Genomic DNA, 13,943 nt, shown 5'->3' with positions numbered 1-13,943 from the left:
CGGTGTCCCCTCCCTTTCAAGAAAGGGAAGAGGCGGGGCATGCCCCGCCTCTTACACCACATCTCTGCGCGCTACCCGCTGGCAACCCCTGTGGTCAAAAAATGCCAAATGTGAGTACTGTCACCAATTTAGTAACATCAATTTTGCTACGTATGGGTGCCAAAAGTCTACATTTGTTCAAAAATTAGATGATGTAATTCCTCATAGGTCCAATAAAATAGGCTCTTTATCGATAATAAATATCGTTAGAGAGCCTATTTGACCTAAAGAATATGTGACTATCTTGGCAACAGTACTCATATTTGGCATTTTTTGTCCACGGGGTATAGAGCTAACCCCTCAAACAGCCCAAAACGCCTATTTCGATGCGCGCTCGGCCGCCTCGATCACGTGTTTGGCGAGGATCGCCGTCGTCACAGCGCCCACGCCGCCCGGCACGGGCGTGATGGCGTTAACGACCGGCTCCGCAGCATCAGAATCGACGTCACCCACCAACTTGCCAGCGGCCTCGTCCCAATTAATGCCAACATCAATGATCGTCTGGCCCTCTCGAACCGCATCCACGTCAATCGTACGCGCGCGTCCAACGGCGGCAACCACAATGTCGGCAGCACGGCACTCGGCAGCAAGGTCGTGCGTATGCGTATGGCACGTCGTCACTGTGGCATTGCGAGCCGTAAGCATGGCGGCAACGGGACGGCCAATCACCAGCGACCGACCAACGACCGCGACCTTGGCCCCATCCAGCTCAACGCCGTAATGATCCAGCAAAGCAAGCACGGCTTCGGCTGTGCAGGGGGCAAAACCCTCGCCGCGCCCCGAAAGCGTGGTGAGCAGCGAAGCCGGCGTCATGGAGTCAACGTCCTTGGCAGGATCGAGTGCCGCGGCAACCGCGTCCTCGTCAAGGCCGGCGGGCAGCGGGCGGAACATCAGGCAGCCATGAACAGACGAATCGGTATTGATGTCCTCGATGGCCGCCAACAGCTCGTCCTGCGAAACATCGGCGGGAAGCAAAACGCGGCGAGCCTCAATGCCAACCTTTTCGCAGCGCTTGAGCGCACCGCGCTCGTAGGATAGGTCGTCCTCGCGTTCACCCACGCGCACGATAGCCAGCGTCGGCACAACGCCGCGCTCGCGCAAAGCCACGCAGCGAGCAGCAAGTTCCTCAGTCAAAGCGCGAGCAACGGGGGCACCCTTCAGCAGTTCAGCCATGGCTATCCCCTCTTCCTTGCGGCGTCGGCGGCGCGGCGCGCCAGCGCATCGGCGCGCGGCAACCACATGTCGAGCAACTCATCACACGCCGTCTCGAGCTCCTCAGCACGAGCGCGATCCTTCATAGACGTGGTGTTCGCAAAGAGCGTCAAGCTCGCGCCCTGCATAGCGGAACGGCAGAACACGGCGCCGCACGCCACATCGGACAGCAGCTGACGCGAACCCTTGTCGGCCATGTCCTCGAGCAGCGCCAGTGCACGCCCGCAGGCATCCATAATGCGATACGGCGGCATAGCGGCCACATGCAGCGCATCCTGAATCGCGGTCGCTCGAGCCGGATCGCCACGCGGAATACCGTACGCCGCGGACACCTGCCCATATGCACGAACGTCCTCGGCAACCAACTCGACAAGCTCCTGGGCCAACTCATCTGCCTGGGCAAATGCGCGCGTCAGGTCATCCGCGCGATCGGCAAGCGCAGGATTGGTCGCACCATAACGAGCGACCATTCCACAAAGCGAGGCGCCCAGCGCGCCCACAAAGGCGCTCGCGCTGCCACCGCCGGGAACCGGCTCGCGTGCGGCAAGTGCCTCGGCAAACTCTCGACAGGTTTTATCCATCATCTCTTGGCTCATACGCACGCACCTTCAAGTCATATACATCGGTCAGGCGGCAACCGCCGACCAACCGCATCGAACACGTAATGGTGCTAAGTCTAGCCCATAAGCACATGGGCGTCAGCGCACCTGGCCATCGCGGATTTCTATGAAGAACGATAGGCCATGCCAACGCAAACATGGGACACATGGCCCACGTTTCGAGACTCCCGGGCAGCGGCAACTGGGGCATACATATAGGTAAGGAGCCCCATGTTGGGGCAACGCTCATCACGGCACCGGACGACGAATGGAGGAATCACCGCACAGCAAACAAAGTCATCATGTGCACGCGCAACCGCCGCCCCAGCGATCCGCGGCACACGATGTCCCTGGCAGACAAGGAGGACACCACCATGAAGAAAAAGACCCTATCGATCCTTTCCCTTTGCGTCGCCCTCTTTGCCGCATTTGCCCTTGTCGGCTGCGGCGGGAGCGCATCGGGCGGAGGCGGCAGCACCGCCAAGAGCGAAAGCAAGGAAAAGGCCCCCGTCGCCAAGAAGACCGACTTTATCTGGTTTAAGGTCGAGATGCCCGAGGGCGTCGGCGTAAGCGACTCCGCCGGCAAGAATGCCGACAGGGTCCAGCTCACCTTCCCCGAAGACGAGAACGCCTCGGCCGATCGTTTTATCCCCGTTTGGAAAAAAGCGCTGACTGCCGAGGAATCCCACGCCGACCAGGCGGAAAAGAAGGGGGATACGTTCCAGTGGAAGGATGGCGGGTCCGTCGAGTATAACGGCAGGACGTGGCTCGTCGGAACGTACGAGGACAACAGTGGCATCACAACCCTCCTCTTTACCGACGTTGAGCCGGGAAGCGTCTACGTCCTCATCTCGAACTTCGACCAGCACAAGAAAGAAGCCGAGGCGCTCCTCAACTCCATCGAGTTCCCCGATGACATGGCAGAGGCAGTTTCCGAGGCACGCGAAGTCGAGATTTCGAGCATCGAGATCAAGTAACGGGACACCCGCACGCGCCTACGCGCACCAGCGCGCATGCGCCCATTAAAACAACGGGCGCCCAACCCGGGGAGGGCCGACAGCATCGGCCCTCCCCTCTTTTGGACCCGCGCATATTGCCACTTGTCGGCGCAATTCCAGCCCTCAGAATGGGACACATGGCCCACCCTAGCGAGCCGTCCACGCGTACAGTAAAGGCAGGTAATCCATGGGCGGTTACAGATCGAGGAGGACACGACCATGAAAAAGAAGGCCTTTGCGATTCTCACCCTCTGCATCAGTCTCTTTGCCGCAGTTGCCCTGGTGGGTTGCGGCGGAAGCGGCGGCGCTACCGGCAGTGGCGGTGGCGGCGGCGCAGAAAAGCCAGCCGTGGATATGAGGACCGACTTCATCTGGTTTAAGGTCGAGGTGCCCGAGGGCGTCGAAATCACGGACGTCGCAGGCGACACGGCCGATAGGGCCCAGTTTAAGTTCACCGAGAGCGAGCACGCCAGCGACCGCTTCATCCCCGTCTTCGACTCTGACAAGAACGCTGACGAGCTGTTCGACTACGAGGCCAAATGGAAGGCCAACTTTGAGTGGACCGAGAATGATCCCGTCAAGTACAACGGCAAGACCTGGCGCAACGCTTCCTATACACACTCGGGCGGCGTGACGACTGAGTACTTCACCGAAGCAGGCGGCGGCAGCGTATACGTGAGCATCGACAACGTCGAGGAGCACAAGGACGCCGTCGAGACCATGATGAAGTCTCTGGAATTTGCCGACGACATCGCCGAAGCCAAGACCGAGGCCATGGACGTCAAGCTCGACGATATCGAGATCAAGCGCTAAGCAACTGGCGAGCGCAGCGGGAAACACGGGCGCAGTGCAAACAAGCGACGGTGCCCCAGCGTTTCGTACTAAGGGAGGGCCGGTAAACCGACCCTCCCTTTCTTATGCCGGCACCTGACGAACGCGAGGATGCCGGACGCCGGAACCACCCCAAATGTGGCAACGGTACGAAAACGGCAAGCACCCAAACACGTCCGCCCGCCGATTTATAGCGCCGCGCACACAATTTAAGACGACACCTTTAAACATCCGGGCAGTATAGTGACCAAAATGAGCACATTACCGCACCCTGCGAATGGAGGAGTTATGACCGAACACCACGCCATCAGTCGTCGAGCGTTTACGCTGGGCCTAGGACTTGCGGCGTTGTCGCCGCTTGCAAGCCTGCCCGAAACCGCGGGATTGGGCCTTCCCATGCGCGCGGCATTTGCAGAAGACACGCCCACACCGGCGGCCACCCTCGACAAGTTCGTCATTCGCCTTCGCCCCGCGGGCTATTTTCGCACCGCGAGCGTCAACCAAGACGGCAACGTTCGCGGCAACGTCTGCCACCTGTTTAACGACGGCACGTCCAGCAAGCTCATCCTTGAGAACGTAACGACCAAGAATGACGATACAAACTGGTATGCTATCCGCACCTTGCTCAATTTCGAAGAGCATAAAAAGACGGGCTACAGCATTTGGTCGGTCGACGACGACTCTGACAAAGATGGAAAGGTCATCCACGTATGGGGCGGCGAGTATGACAACAAGCCCAGCCGCGCTTTTGCGTTCGAGCGTCAATCAAACGGAACCTATATCATCCGAGACCGCACGGTCGAGAAAGAAACCGAGAAAAAAGACATTAAGTACCTGGCAATAGAATCGAACGGCGAAGACCAGGACAACAATAAGATCTGCCATAAGAGTAAGAGCATTCCGTGGGAGCTCGAACTTATCGGTTACGACATGAAAAAGAACGATGCCACGGTTAGCAGCCTCGACTGGATCACGTACAGCAGCTACGTCGATGGGCCATGTTGGATGAAATACGTCGACGACAACAAGTTCCTCGACGAGCTGAGCATCCCGGGTACGCACGATTCGGGCACCTGCAGCGTGGACAACGACACTGAGCCCCAATCCTCGCAAGTAAAATGCCAGCAGGATTACATTCCCACGCAGTTGCTCGAAGGCATTCGCTATTTTGATATCCGGCTCGGAAAGGGCGACGACCCCGGTATCGACCACGGGGATTACTACCTGCTCAAAAAAGACGCGTACTTTATGCATCTTTCCGATGTCATAGGCTACTTCAAAACGTTTTTGAACGAAAACCCGACAGAAGCGCTCGTCATGCTTGTATCACGAGGCAACGACGAGGCTACCGACGAAAGTGTTACGACGGCTTTCGCCAAGGTTTTGGACGACAACCCCAAACTGTTCTATACGTCGAGCCGAATCCCCGCGCTACACGAGGTGCGCGGAAAGATCGTTCTGCTGCGTCGATTTAGGCTCGCCGGCAACAGTGTAAGCGGCCACACGTGGGGCCTCGACCTTACCGAATGGGATGACAAGATCAAGGCTCACTCCGACAGCGCCACTATGTGTCTCGTCCAAGACGCGCGGGGCTTTGAAGCCGCGGGGGAAACAGGCGACAAAGAGCCCTATTGCACCAAGGTATACGCCCAGGACAAGTACAAACTCACGGGAACCGACAAGCTCAGCTGGGTCGATAATGCGCTGAAGGAAACGACCGGGCGCACGCGCAACAAGGTGGACGTCGTGGACGATGACGGGGCCAAGGTGCAAGTCCAGGAGCGTTGCTGGTCTATCAACTACACCAGCTGCACGGGCTTGTCGCACGGAGGCAATCCTTTTACCTCGGCACGAGTAGTCAACGAGCATCTGTATAAGAGCCCGTACATCAATCCCAGCGGCACCGAGGATACAAAGTCAGATTACCTCAAGCACATTGGCATCATCGCATCCGACTTTGTTGATGCGGCGCTGGCCCGGAGCATCTACCAGCGCAATTACGATACGGAGCACAAGCAGACGGCTTCGTACTATCTCCCGTACTATCTCCCGACCCGCATGCGCATGACGTACGGCGACTCGCTGAGCGATGCCTCATTCCAGGATGGCAAGACCGTTGGCGAGGGTCATTTCCGCCTTGCTGACAGCAGCAACGCGCTCAACGCGACAGCTTCGGGCCATGCGTTTGCCATTGAATACGTGGATGTCGACGCCCTGGGCAACGAGACCGTTACGGGGCTGCAGGGCTCTGTGCCCATCGATATCGATCCACGCGCGCTGACGCCCCATTTTGAGGGACTCGAAGGACTTAAGGCCGGCGAAGACGTGCGCGCCAAGATTGCGGCATCACTCGAGGGCAAGCTCGAAACCGATGCCTGCACGGCCCAGCTCGAGTTTGTGCACGACGCAGACGGCGCTCCGGGCACGGCAATGGCCGAGGGCGAAACATTTGCCGCAGGAACGTACTGGGTGCGCGTGAACGGTCTCTTGGGCGACGCGGCGCAGAACTACACGCTCGCCAGCGACGGAGCCGCAAGCTTTACCGTTGCAGCCTCGGGCAACGCGGGCGGCACCGGCACCGGTACCGGCGCCAACGCAGACGGCGCCGACAAGAACGGCGGCGGCAACAAGAGCAAGGGCTCGACCGGAAAACTCGCCGACACGGGCGACGGCTCTGGTATCGCCGCCGGGCTCGCCGCTGCCGCCGTGGCGACAACGGTCGCCGGCGCGGCAATGCTTGCCAGTGACCATGAAAGTGACGAAGGCGCTAGCGAATAGGCCAACCGGCCTTTTGGGCGCATCAACTCGATGAGGGGCGCAGAACACCGTTCTGTGCCCCTGATTTTTACCTTGGCCCGAACGCCGCTATCGGCTACATCACCATGTTCAGCGCTTTCACAAATTCCTGGGCCTTCGCACGGCTACTCAGGCTAAAGACGCAAGCGGTCAACAGCCTGTTACGCAGGAAAACGTCGCGACCCTTGATCCTGTTGACCCCCGTGATGTCCTTAAGGTAGACAATCTCGGTGTGCCTGCCGCCAAAAGTGCCCTTCTTGAGCACCTCGATACGATTGGGGTAGATCTTAACGTCTTTAAACCTACCCGAACCTTTGTCCTGGAATAGCAGCGTGTTGTTGTCCATACGCGTCACTCCCGTGGGGTTCGCTAAAACTGTCTCTATTGCCACATTTTAGTCACCGCAAGGCTCCCATGCGAAGGTGCCAGACAGCACAGCAATTCGTGTCCGCGCGAGGCTTTAAACTAGATGAGATAAAGATGCATTCCACAAGAGGAAAGTGGGGCGACAGTGATGGGCGAACTGGTAAACCGTGGAGAATCGGCAATCGTGCCCGAAGGTTTTTACAAGCAGGTTTCCTCGATTCTCAACGCCGCTCGCGACAAGGCCTATACCGCCGTTAACTTTGCGATGGTTGAGGCGTATTGGGAGATCGGCAAGAGCATAGTTGATGAGCAGGGCGGAGAGGAGCGCGCCAAGTATGGAGAGGCGCTGCTCAAGGCCCTCGCAATCAGACTTACCAAGGATTTTGGTAAAGGTTTTGAAGCAAGAGAGCTGCGCAAAATGCGTCAGTTCTATCTTGCATTTCCAATTCGGGACTCACTGCGTCCCGAATTGAGCTGGACACATTACCGCAGGTTAATACGCATTCCTGACCCCGAAGCTCGCACCTGGTACATGAACGAATGCGCCGACTCTCGCTGGAGCACGCGCCAGCTCGAACGCCAGATCAACACCATGTTCCGCGAGCACCTACTTGCCAGCAAAGACAAGGAGGCTGTCACCCAAGAAATCCAAAAGAGCGCCCCAGCTCGTCGCCCCGAGGATATCATCCGCGATCCATATGTACTGGAGTTTTTAGGTTTCTCGGACGATACTGCGTTTCGCGAGAGCGATCTAGAGCAGGCGCTCATCACACATCTTCAGAAGTTCCTGCTGGAGCTTGGCCGTGGCTTCGCTTTCGAGGCGCGCCAAAAGCGCATCACCTTTGATGGGCGCCATTTCTATATTGACCTTGTTTTTTACAACTATCTGATGCGCTGCTTCGTGCTCATCGACCTTAAGACCGATGACCTTACGCATCAGGACCTGGGCCAGATGCAAATGTATGTGAACTACTACACGCGTGAGCTCATGAACGAAGGCGACAATCCGCCCATAGGCATCGTGCTCTGCGCGGACAAAAGCGATTCGATCGTCGAGTACACGCTGCCCGAAGACAACGACCAAGTGTTTGCCGCCAAATACCTGCCGTATCTTCCAAGCAAGGAAGAGCTGGCGCGCGAGCTGAGTGCCGAGTACCGCGCCATCAACGAAGCGACTAATGGCGAAGTGCAAGGATAGCAGCACGTTGCGACCGAAACGCCCGCACGCCTGTGAGCCGTCCCGCGCTGCGCTTCCCTACTTCCCAAATAGCGCACCCAGCAGACCGCGGCGTTTGGGCTTTTCTTCTCGGTAGGAATCCTCGGCAACCGCTGCAACCTGGCGCGGTTGCTCGCCGCCTCCACGGCGCACGATCTGGTATAGGAACGGCGATTTAACGTATTTGACCTCGATGGGCGTGGCGTGCACGGTGCTTTCGCTCGACAGCATCACGCTCGGGTTGAGCGGCGCCACGATATGCGTCTCGCGCTTGTCGCTAAACACCACCGCGGCCGCGCGGCCCGTCTGGCCGTTTACGGCAATGCGCACCTGCTCGCCATCGCGGCTGTCCGTCGCCGGACGATCGACAAAGTAGACCGGCACCATAACCAGACCGTCCTTATGCTTGCGGGCCTTGCGCGCCCAGGTGCGAATGCTCTTTTTATTGAGCCCCAGCACCGCCTCGGCATCGTTGCCGGCAACGTCGAGCGCCAGCTTATCAATGACCACCTGGTCCTTGGTGGACGCATCGACGGAGACAACGCGGAAGTCACCCTCCTGCATGGCCGGATCAAACGGCCCAACCTTGGCAAAGTCCCACGGCTCCAGAATGTCCATAAGGCGAACATCCAGATAGTTTGCCCTCGGATACGCCCAGTCGAGCACCTCGTAGTACACCAGGGTCTCCTTGCTCAGGCCCTTGCCCGGGAAGCTCGCCATCATGCGCAAATCCGCGAGCGCCATGGGGAAGTAGAAGAGCATCATGTCGTTTTGGATCGCATCTTCCACGTCGTGCCCGACAAAGGCGTCGGGGTACTGGCGCACCAGCTGCAGCGCGTTGGCACGTGCCTGCTGCGGCGAGATTTCGCAGGGAATACCCTGCTCCGGCACATACTCCGCACCCACGCCCATGGTCAGACGTTTGCTAAACGTACCGGGCTTGAGCAGGTCGGCAATGCCGATCTTGTTGCCGCAGGACGGGCACTCAAACACACGCTGCGTTGACAAGCCCTCAAAGGACGCTCCGCAGAAGGGACAAGGAATGCTCACGTGCGTCGCTTCTTGGAACTCCTGCGCCGTGCCGCGGTCCTCCCACAGCAGATGTTCCAGGACCGACTGATTGCGCCAGTACGAATTGAAGAAATACCAGTCCGGGTCCTCCGGGCGCTCGAGTTGCGACACATGCGTGAGCTTGAGCAATCCATCCACCACCGTCAACGGCGTATGACGAATGCCCAAAGCGCTCTTGGGCTCTCCGGCGTCCGCCTGCCACGGAATGACCGCGCCGCAATAGGCACACTCAAAGCTGCGCTTAGCCTGGTGCGAGTACATAGGGCCGCCGCAGTTTTGACATTTAATGGCAAACATCTCGTCCATGGAAACGTCCTCCTTTGCACAGGGGCTGTCGACATTAAGTATGTCGAGCAAACAGGCACATGCCCATACCCATGTGGCCCAAAATGGACCACCCAGGCAAACGAGAAGGCTCGCTCGTTAGCACCGGCAGACCATTGCTGCATTTTCTGAGCATCGGTGCACAGCGCCTCCGCGCGAGCTACACTATCCCCTTAAACATGATTGTGAGGACGACCGCTATGCTATTTGTAAATCGGCTGGTACATACGCTTGTTCCCGGCAGCGAGGGCGAGCCGGTCGATGCCTCCTGCCGCACCAACGCGGGCTTCGCCGCAAGCCTCATCTGCATTGGCCTCAACATCACCCTGTGCCTGGCCAAGGGCATCGCAGGCCTGCTCGCCGGCTCCGTCTCCCTCATCGCCGACGCTTTCAACAACCTCTCCGATGCCTCGAGCAACATCGTGAGCCTGCTCGGGTTCCGCCTTGCCAGCCGCCCTGCAGACGAAGGCCACCCCTATGGCCACGGCCGCTACGAGTACCTAGCCGGCTTGTTTGTCGCCGTCCTGGTTTGCGCCGTCGGCATCAACCTGATCCTCGAGTCGGTCACTAAGATCATCAAGCCCTCCCCCACCGCCTACACGCTGGTCTCCCTAGCCGCTCTCGTCTTGTCCATGCTCGTCAAATTCTGGATGGCCGCATTCAACCGTGCGCTGGGCAACCGTATCGATTCCGAAACACTCATCGCCACAGCACAGGACTCCAAAAACGACGTCATCACCTCGGGATCGGTCCTGGCCGCAGCGCTTATTTCGCAGACGACCGGCTTTGACCTCGACGGCTGGGCGGGCCTGGGCGTGGGCGTCTTCATCTGCATCAGTGGCATGGGCCTGGTGCGCGACGCCATCAGCCCGTTGCTGGGGCAAGCGCCCGACCCCAAGCTCGTCCAGGCAATCCGCGACAAGATCATGTCCTATCCGCAGGTCTTGGGCACACACGACCTGATGGTGCACGACTACGGCCCCGGTCGTCAGTTTGCCAGCGCCCACGTGGAGATGCCCGGCGAGGGCGACGCGTTTGAACATCACGAGATCCTGGACACCATCGAGCACGACATCAAGCGCCAGATGGGCATTGACATCACGCTGCACTGCGACCCCATCGCGACAACCGGCGATGATTTGCGCGGCTGGGTCAAGCGCGGCATCATGCAGATCGACCCCGCACTCTCCATCCACGACCTGCACGAGCACGACGGGTTCGTTTCGTTTGACCTGGTGCGTCCCGACGGCTTTGATATATCCGACGAGGAGCTGCTGGAGCTCGTCACGCGCATCGTGCACGAGCGCCGGCCCAACGTCTCGTGCGTCGTCACATTTGATTCGGGCTTCAGCTCGCCCGAGCGTCCGGCCGAGCAGCTGTAGCCCGCTTAACAGCTAGTTTCCCTGCGCGCCCGAGATGCCGTTTTGTAGGGCGTTCCAGGCATCCGTCGCCATGTCGCCCAAGTTCTGAGCGGTGTCGCCCAGGTTCTGAGCCGTATCACCCAGCTCTTGGGCCTTATCCCCAAGCTCCTGTGCCTTGTTGCTCAAGTCCTCCAGCGTATTGGAGCTCGAGCCGTCGGTACCGCTTTGGCCGTCGGACGAGTTGCCCGAGCTGTTCTTGTGCGTGAGCTGAATTTCGAGGTTGCCGCTGTCGTTATAGTAAGCAGAAGTAACGATCCAGTTGGCATCGACGACGGGCGTTGAGCCATCATCAGTCAGGACCACGGCATTCGAAAGATCGGCGCCGCGCGACTTAAGGAGCTTCTTGGCGTTGGACCAGTACTGCCCCGGGATATCGCTCAGATCGACGGTGCTAGACGAGGCGGACTCGGTTTGCTCGGCAGCGGTATCGGCCGTTGAACTCCCTCGCTTGTTGAGCATGCCCGACACAATGGCAAACACAACCGACAGCGCAAAGAAGATCGCCAGCACGATGAGGATCTTCTTGATCACGCTCGACGAACGCGACGGCTTCTTCTCCTCGTCCTCGCCATATTGCGGAATCGACTTGGGGTACTCGCGATACGGCTCGCGCGACTCGTAGCGAGGCTGCGCCGTGCAAGGCATATACGTCGTCTGCTGAGGCTGCGGAATAGGATTCTGCGGCAGGTCATCATAGGGATTCGGTGTCGAGGCGGCATAAGAATCCTGCGGCGCATAATCAAACGGGTCCGGAGCTGCGTTGCCATAGGGGCCTTGCGAAGATGCAGCATAAGAATCCTGCGCCGTGTCGCCATAGCCCATAACCCGGGTGGGCTCGGCAGAAGGCTGCGTCGCGGCGGGGTCGGTATAACCGCGGTTGGGAACAACGCGGGTCGCATCGGCGCTATCGCCAGCCTGCGCGGAACCGTAGCCGCCCATCACGGTTGTCTTGTCCTGATCCATGCAACGATTCCTTTCCGTCGCGCGTGAGCATCACGTTATCCATGCATTCTACCCGCGCAAAAGCCTATGATGGGCAGAGCCCGTCGGTATCTACAAGACATGCGCGACAGGTGGCAACAAGCGAATCGAGAAACGTTATGGCAAAAAGTAAGCTCATCAAAGACACGACGCGTGTCGAGCGCGAGGAAATCATCAAGCTGACACTCGCCGGCTGCGGAAACGGCAGCTGCGATAACTGCGGCAGTTGCAGCCTGGGGGCTGGCGACCCATACGGCACCTACCAGCCCTACATTGACGGCGAGATGGAAATCGCCGATATCAACATGATGGTCGCCGAGCGCAACGCCAAGCTCTTCGGCCTTCAACGCGGCTAGAAAACAAAAGCCCCGCCGGGCCTTGGGGGCACGGCGGGGCGGGCAGGTAGCTAGGGGCAACAGGCCTAGAACAGGCCAGTGATGTTGCCGTCGTTATCGACGTCGATGTTCTCGGCCGCGGGCACCTTGGGCAGGCCCGGCATGGTCAGAACGCTGCCAGTCAACGCGACCACAAAGTGGGCGCCGGCGGAAACCTTGAGCTCGCGCACGGTGATGCGGAAGTTCTCGGGAGCGCCCAGAGCCTTGGCGTTGTCGCTAAAGCTGTACTGCGTCTTGGCGACGCACACCGGCAGGTTACCAAAGCCGTTCTCGCGCAGCTCGACGAGCTGGCGCTTGGCGGCCGGCGTAAAGTCAACGCCATCGGCGCGGTAGACCTTGGTGGCAATGGCCTCGAGAGCGTCGGCCACATCGGCGCCGTCCTCATAGGCAAACTTGAGCTCGCTCGGTTGCTCAATCAGACGCATGACCTCATCGGCCAGCTCGAGCGCGCCCTCGCCGCCCTTGGCCCAGACCTCGGAAAGCTTAACGTTGACGCCGAGCTTCTGGCACTCGGACTCGATGAGAGCAAGCTCGGCCTCGGTGTCCGTCGGGAAGCGGTTGATGGCGACTACGCAGGGCAGACCATAAACGTTCTGGATGTTGTCGACGTGACGCAGCAGATTGGGCATACCGGCCTTGAGAGCCTCGAGGTTCTCCTCGTTGAGGTCGGCCTTGGCAACGCCGCCGTTGTACTTAAGCGCGCGGGCGGTAGCGACAATCACGACGGCGCTGGGGCGAACGCCCGTCATGCGGCACTTAATGTCGAGGAACTTCTCGGCACCCAGATCGGCACCGAAGCCGGCCTCGGTAATAGCGACATCGCCAAAGCGCATCGCCATACGCGTAGCCATGATAGAGTTGCAGCCGTGGGCAATGTTGGCGAAGGGACCGCCGTGGACAAACGCGGGCGTGCCCTCGAGCGTTTGCACCAGGTTGGGCTTGAGCGCGTCCTTAAGCAACGCGGCCATGGCACCCTGGGCCTTAAGGTCGCGGGCACGGACGGGCTCGCCGGCAAAGCTGTAGCCGACGACGATCTCGCCCAGGCGCTCCTTGAGGTCGCTGATACTCGTAGACAGGCACAGGATTGCCATGACCTCGGAGGCGACGGTGATATCGAAGCCGTCCTCGCGCGGCACGCCCTGGGCCTTACCGCCAATACCGTCGATGACGTGGCGCAGCTGACGGTCGTTCATATCGACGACGCGCTTCCAAGTGATGCGTTTAACGTCGATGCCAAGCTGGTTGCCCTGCTGGATGTGGTTATCAAGCATGGCGGCCAGCAGGTTGTTGGCAGCACCGATGGCATGGAAGTCGCCGGTAAAGTGCAGGTTGATATCCTCCATGGGGATCACCTGAGCCCAGCCGCCGCCGGCAGCACCGCCCTTAACACCAAAGACGGGGCCGAGCGAAGGCTCGCGCAGGGCCACGGCACTCTTGACGCCGCGACGACGCAGGCCATCGGCCAGACCGATGGTCGTGGTGGTCTTGCCCTCGCCCGCAGGCGTTGGGTTGATAGCGGTCACGAGGACGAGCTTGGCCTGGTGATCGGTCGGCTCGTTGAGCAGCGAATAGTCGACCTTAGCCTTGTCGAAGCCGTACGGAATAAGGTGCTTAACGTCGACGCCGGCGTTCTTGGCCACCTCGGTAATAGGCAGCGGCGTGACAGAACGTGCGATTTCGATGTCAGTAGGCAT

At 59.4% G+C, this 13,943-nt stretch carries 12 protein-coding genes; 6 read left to right on the top strand and 6 right to left on the bottom strand.

All coding sequences use genetic code 11. The annotated features are described in order from the left end of the window. Positions 1-357: 357 nt before the first annotated feature. Together AB5Z14_RS06145 and AB5Z14_RS06140 are read right to left on the bottom strand one after the other, a co-directional pair. A complete protein-coding gene (locus AB5Z14_RS06145; protein ID WP_117564484.1) occupies positions 358-1,212 on the bottom strand; it encodes a bifunctional 5,10-methylenetetrahydrofolate dehydrogenase/5,10-methenyltetrahydrofolate cyclohydrolase in 855 nt (284 codons plus the stop codon). A 2-nt stretch (positions 1,213-1,214) separates the two neighbouring features. Beyond that, positions 1,215-1,847: a cyclodeaminase/cyclohydrolase family protein gene (locus tag AB5Z14_RS06140; protein WP_055250908.1), complete on the bottom strand. Its 633-nt coding sequence runs from the start codon at positions 1,845-1,847 to the stop codon at positions 1,215-1,217. A gap of 377 nt (positions 1,848-2,224) precedes the next feature. Here AB5Z14_RS06140 and AB5Z14_RS06135 point away from each other — a divergent pair, with 377 nt between their 5' ends. From AB5Z14_RS06135 to AB5Z14_RS06125, 3 genes are all read left to right on the top strand, one after another. Continuing rightward, positions 2,225-2,827: a hypothetical protein gene (locus AB5Z14_RS06135; protein ID WP_368130725.1), complete on the top strand. Its 603-nt coding sequence runs from the start codon at positions 2,225-2,227 to the stop codon at positions 2,825-2,827. A 240-nt stretch (positions 2,828-3,067) separates the two neighbouring features. Then, complete coding sequence (locus AB5Z14_RS06130) at positions 3,068-3,661, top strand: hypothetical protein (protein ID WP_349090023.1); 594 nt, start codon at positions 3,068-3,070, stop codon at positions 3,659-3,661. 306 nt (positions 3,662-3,967) lie between these two features. Then, on the top strand, positions 3,968-6,457 hold the full coding sequence (locus AB5Z14_RS06125; RefSeq protein WP_368130724.1) for a phosphatidylinositol-specific phospholipase C: 2,490 nt from the start codon (positions 3,968-3,970) through the stop codon (positions 6,455-6,457). 94 nt (positions 6,458-6,551) lie between these two features. Here AB5Z14_RS06125 and AB5Z14_RS06120 read toward each other — a convergent pair whose 3' ends face one another. Continuing rightward, positions 6,552-6,821: a hypothetical protein gene (locus tag AB5Z14_RS06120; protein WP_117842636.1), complete on the bottom strand. Its 270-nt coding sequence runs from the start codon at positions 6,819-6,821 to the stop codon at positions 6,552-6,554. A 168-nt stretch (positions 6,822-6,989) separates the two neighbouring features. Here AB5Z14_RS06120 and AB5Z14_RS06115 point away from each other — a divergent pair, with 168 nt between their 5' ends. Continuing rightward, positions 6,990-8,039: a PDDEXK nuclease domain-containing protein gene (locus AB5Z14_RS06115; RefSeq protein WP_368130723.1), complete on the top strand. Its 1,050-nt coding sequence runs from the start codon at positions 6,990-6,992 to the stop codon at positions 8,037-8,039. Positions 8,040-8,096: 57 nt separating this feature from the next. On the opposite strand, the gene AB5Z14_RS06110 is transcribed toward AB5Z14_RS06115, so the two are convergent. Next, positions 8,097-9,434, bottom strand: coding sequence for a TFIIB-type zinc ribbon-containing protein (locus tag AB5Z14_RS06110; protein ID WP_368130722.1), 1,338 nt, complete (start codon positions 9,432-9,434; stop codon positions 8,097-8,099). A gap of 218 nt (positions 9,435-9,652) precedes the next feature. Between AB5Z14_RS06110 and AB5Z14_RS06105 the strand changes: the two genes are divergently transcribed. Then, entirely contained in the window at positions 9,653-10,834 is a 1,182-nt protein-coding gene (locus tag AB5Z14_RS06105; protein WP_117803033.1) for a cation diffusion facilitator family transporter, read from the top strand. Positions 10,835-10,846: 12 nt separating this feature from the next. Here AB5Z14_RS06105 and AB5Z14_RS06100 read toward each other — a convergent pair whose 3' ends face one another. Continuing rightward, on the bottom strand, positions 10,847-11,836 hold the full coding sequence (locus AB5Z14_RS06100) for a hypothetical protein (RefSeq protein WP_368130721.1): 990 nt from the start codon (positions 11,834-11,836) through the stop codon (positions 10,847-10,849). Positions 11,837-11,973: 137 nt separating this feature from the next. Here AB5Z14_RS06100 and AB5Z14_RS06095 point away from each other — a divergent pair, with 137 nt between their 5' ends. Continuing rightward, positions 11,974-12,210: a hypothetical protein gene (locus tag AB5Z14_RS06095; protein ID WP_368130720.1), complete on the top strand. Its 237-nt coding sequence runs from the start codon at positions 11,974-11,976 to the stop codon at positions 12,208-12,210. Positions 12,211-12,275: 65 nt separating this feature from the next. Here the strand turns inward: AB5Z14_RS06095 and AB5Z14_RS06090 are convergent, their stop codons facing one another. Further along, positions 12,276-13,943, bottom strand: a complete 1,668-nt coding sequence (locus AB5Z14_RS06090; protein WP_368130719.1) for a formate--tetrahydrofolate ligase — start codon at positions 13,941-13,943, stop codon at positions 12,276-12,278.

Source organism: Collinsella aerofaciens, from assembly GCF_040910265.1.
In the GTDB taxonomy this organism is placed as follows: Bacteria; Actinomycetota; Coriobacteriia; order Coriobacteriales; family Coriobacteriaceae; genus Collinsella; species Collinsella aerofaciens_BK.
The sequence above is the reverse complement of the archived record's forward strand: the minus strand, read 5'-3'. Positions and strand labels throughout refer to the sequence as shown.

What these genes read in the sequence shown, in the direction of transcription:
- AB5Z14_RS06140 (WP_055250908.1), bottom strand. Translation starts at nt 1,847, where the DNA reads ATGAGCCAAGAGATGATGGATAAAACCTGTCGAGAGTTTGCCGAGGCA.
- AB5Z14_RS06105 (WP_117803033.1), top strand. Translation starts at nt 9,653, where the DNA reads ATGCTATTTGTAAATCGGCTGGTACATACGCTTGTTCCCGGCAGCGAG.
- AB5Z14_RS06090 (WP_368130719.1), bottom strand. Translation starts at nt 13,943, where the DNA reads ATGCCTACTGACATCGAAATCGCACGTTCTGTCACGCCGCTGCCTATT.
- AB5Z14_RS06115 (WP_368130723.1), top strand. Translation starts at nt 6,990, where the DNA reads ATGGGCGAACTGGTAAACCGTGGAGAATCGGCAATCGTGCCCGAAGGT.
- AB5Z14_RS06145 (WP_117564484.1), bottom strand. Translation starts at nt 1,212, where the DNA reads ATGGCTGAACTGCTGAAGGGTGCCCCCGTTGCTCGCGCTTTGACTGAG.
- AB5Z14_RS06135 (WP_368130725.1), top strand. Translation starts at nt 2,225, where the DNA reads ATGAAGAAAAAGACCCTATCGATCCTTTCCCTTTGCGTCGCCCTCTTT.
- AB5Z14_RS06130 (WP_349090023.1), top strand. Translation starts at nt 3,068, where the DNA reads ATGAAAAAGAAGGCCTTTGCGATTCTCACCCTCTGCATCAGTCTCTTT.
- AB5Z14_RS06095 (WP_368130720.1), top strand. Translation starts at nt 11,974, where the DNA reads ATGGCAAAAAGTAAGCTCATCAAAGACACGACGCGTGTCGAGCGCGAG.
- AB5Z14_RS06120 (WP_117842636.1), bottom strand. Translation starts at nt 6,821, where the DNA reads ATGGACAACAACACGCTGCTATTCCAGGACAAAGGTTCGGGTAGGTTT.
- AB5Z14_RS06110 (WP_368130722.1), bottom strand. Translation starts at nt 9,434, where the DNA reads ATGGACGAGATGTTTGCCATTAAATGTCAAAACTGCGGCGGCCCTATG.
- AB5Z14_RS06100 (WP_368130721.1), bottom strand. Translation starts at nt 11,836, where the DNA reads ATGGATCAGGACAAGACAACCGTGATGGGCGGCTACGGTTCCGCGCAG.
- AB5Z14_RS06125 (WP_368130724.1), top strand. Translation starts at nt 3,968, where the DNA reads ATGACCGAACACCACGCCATCAGTCGTCGAGCGTTTACGCTGGGCCTA.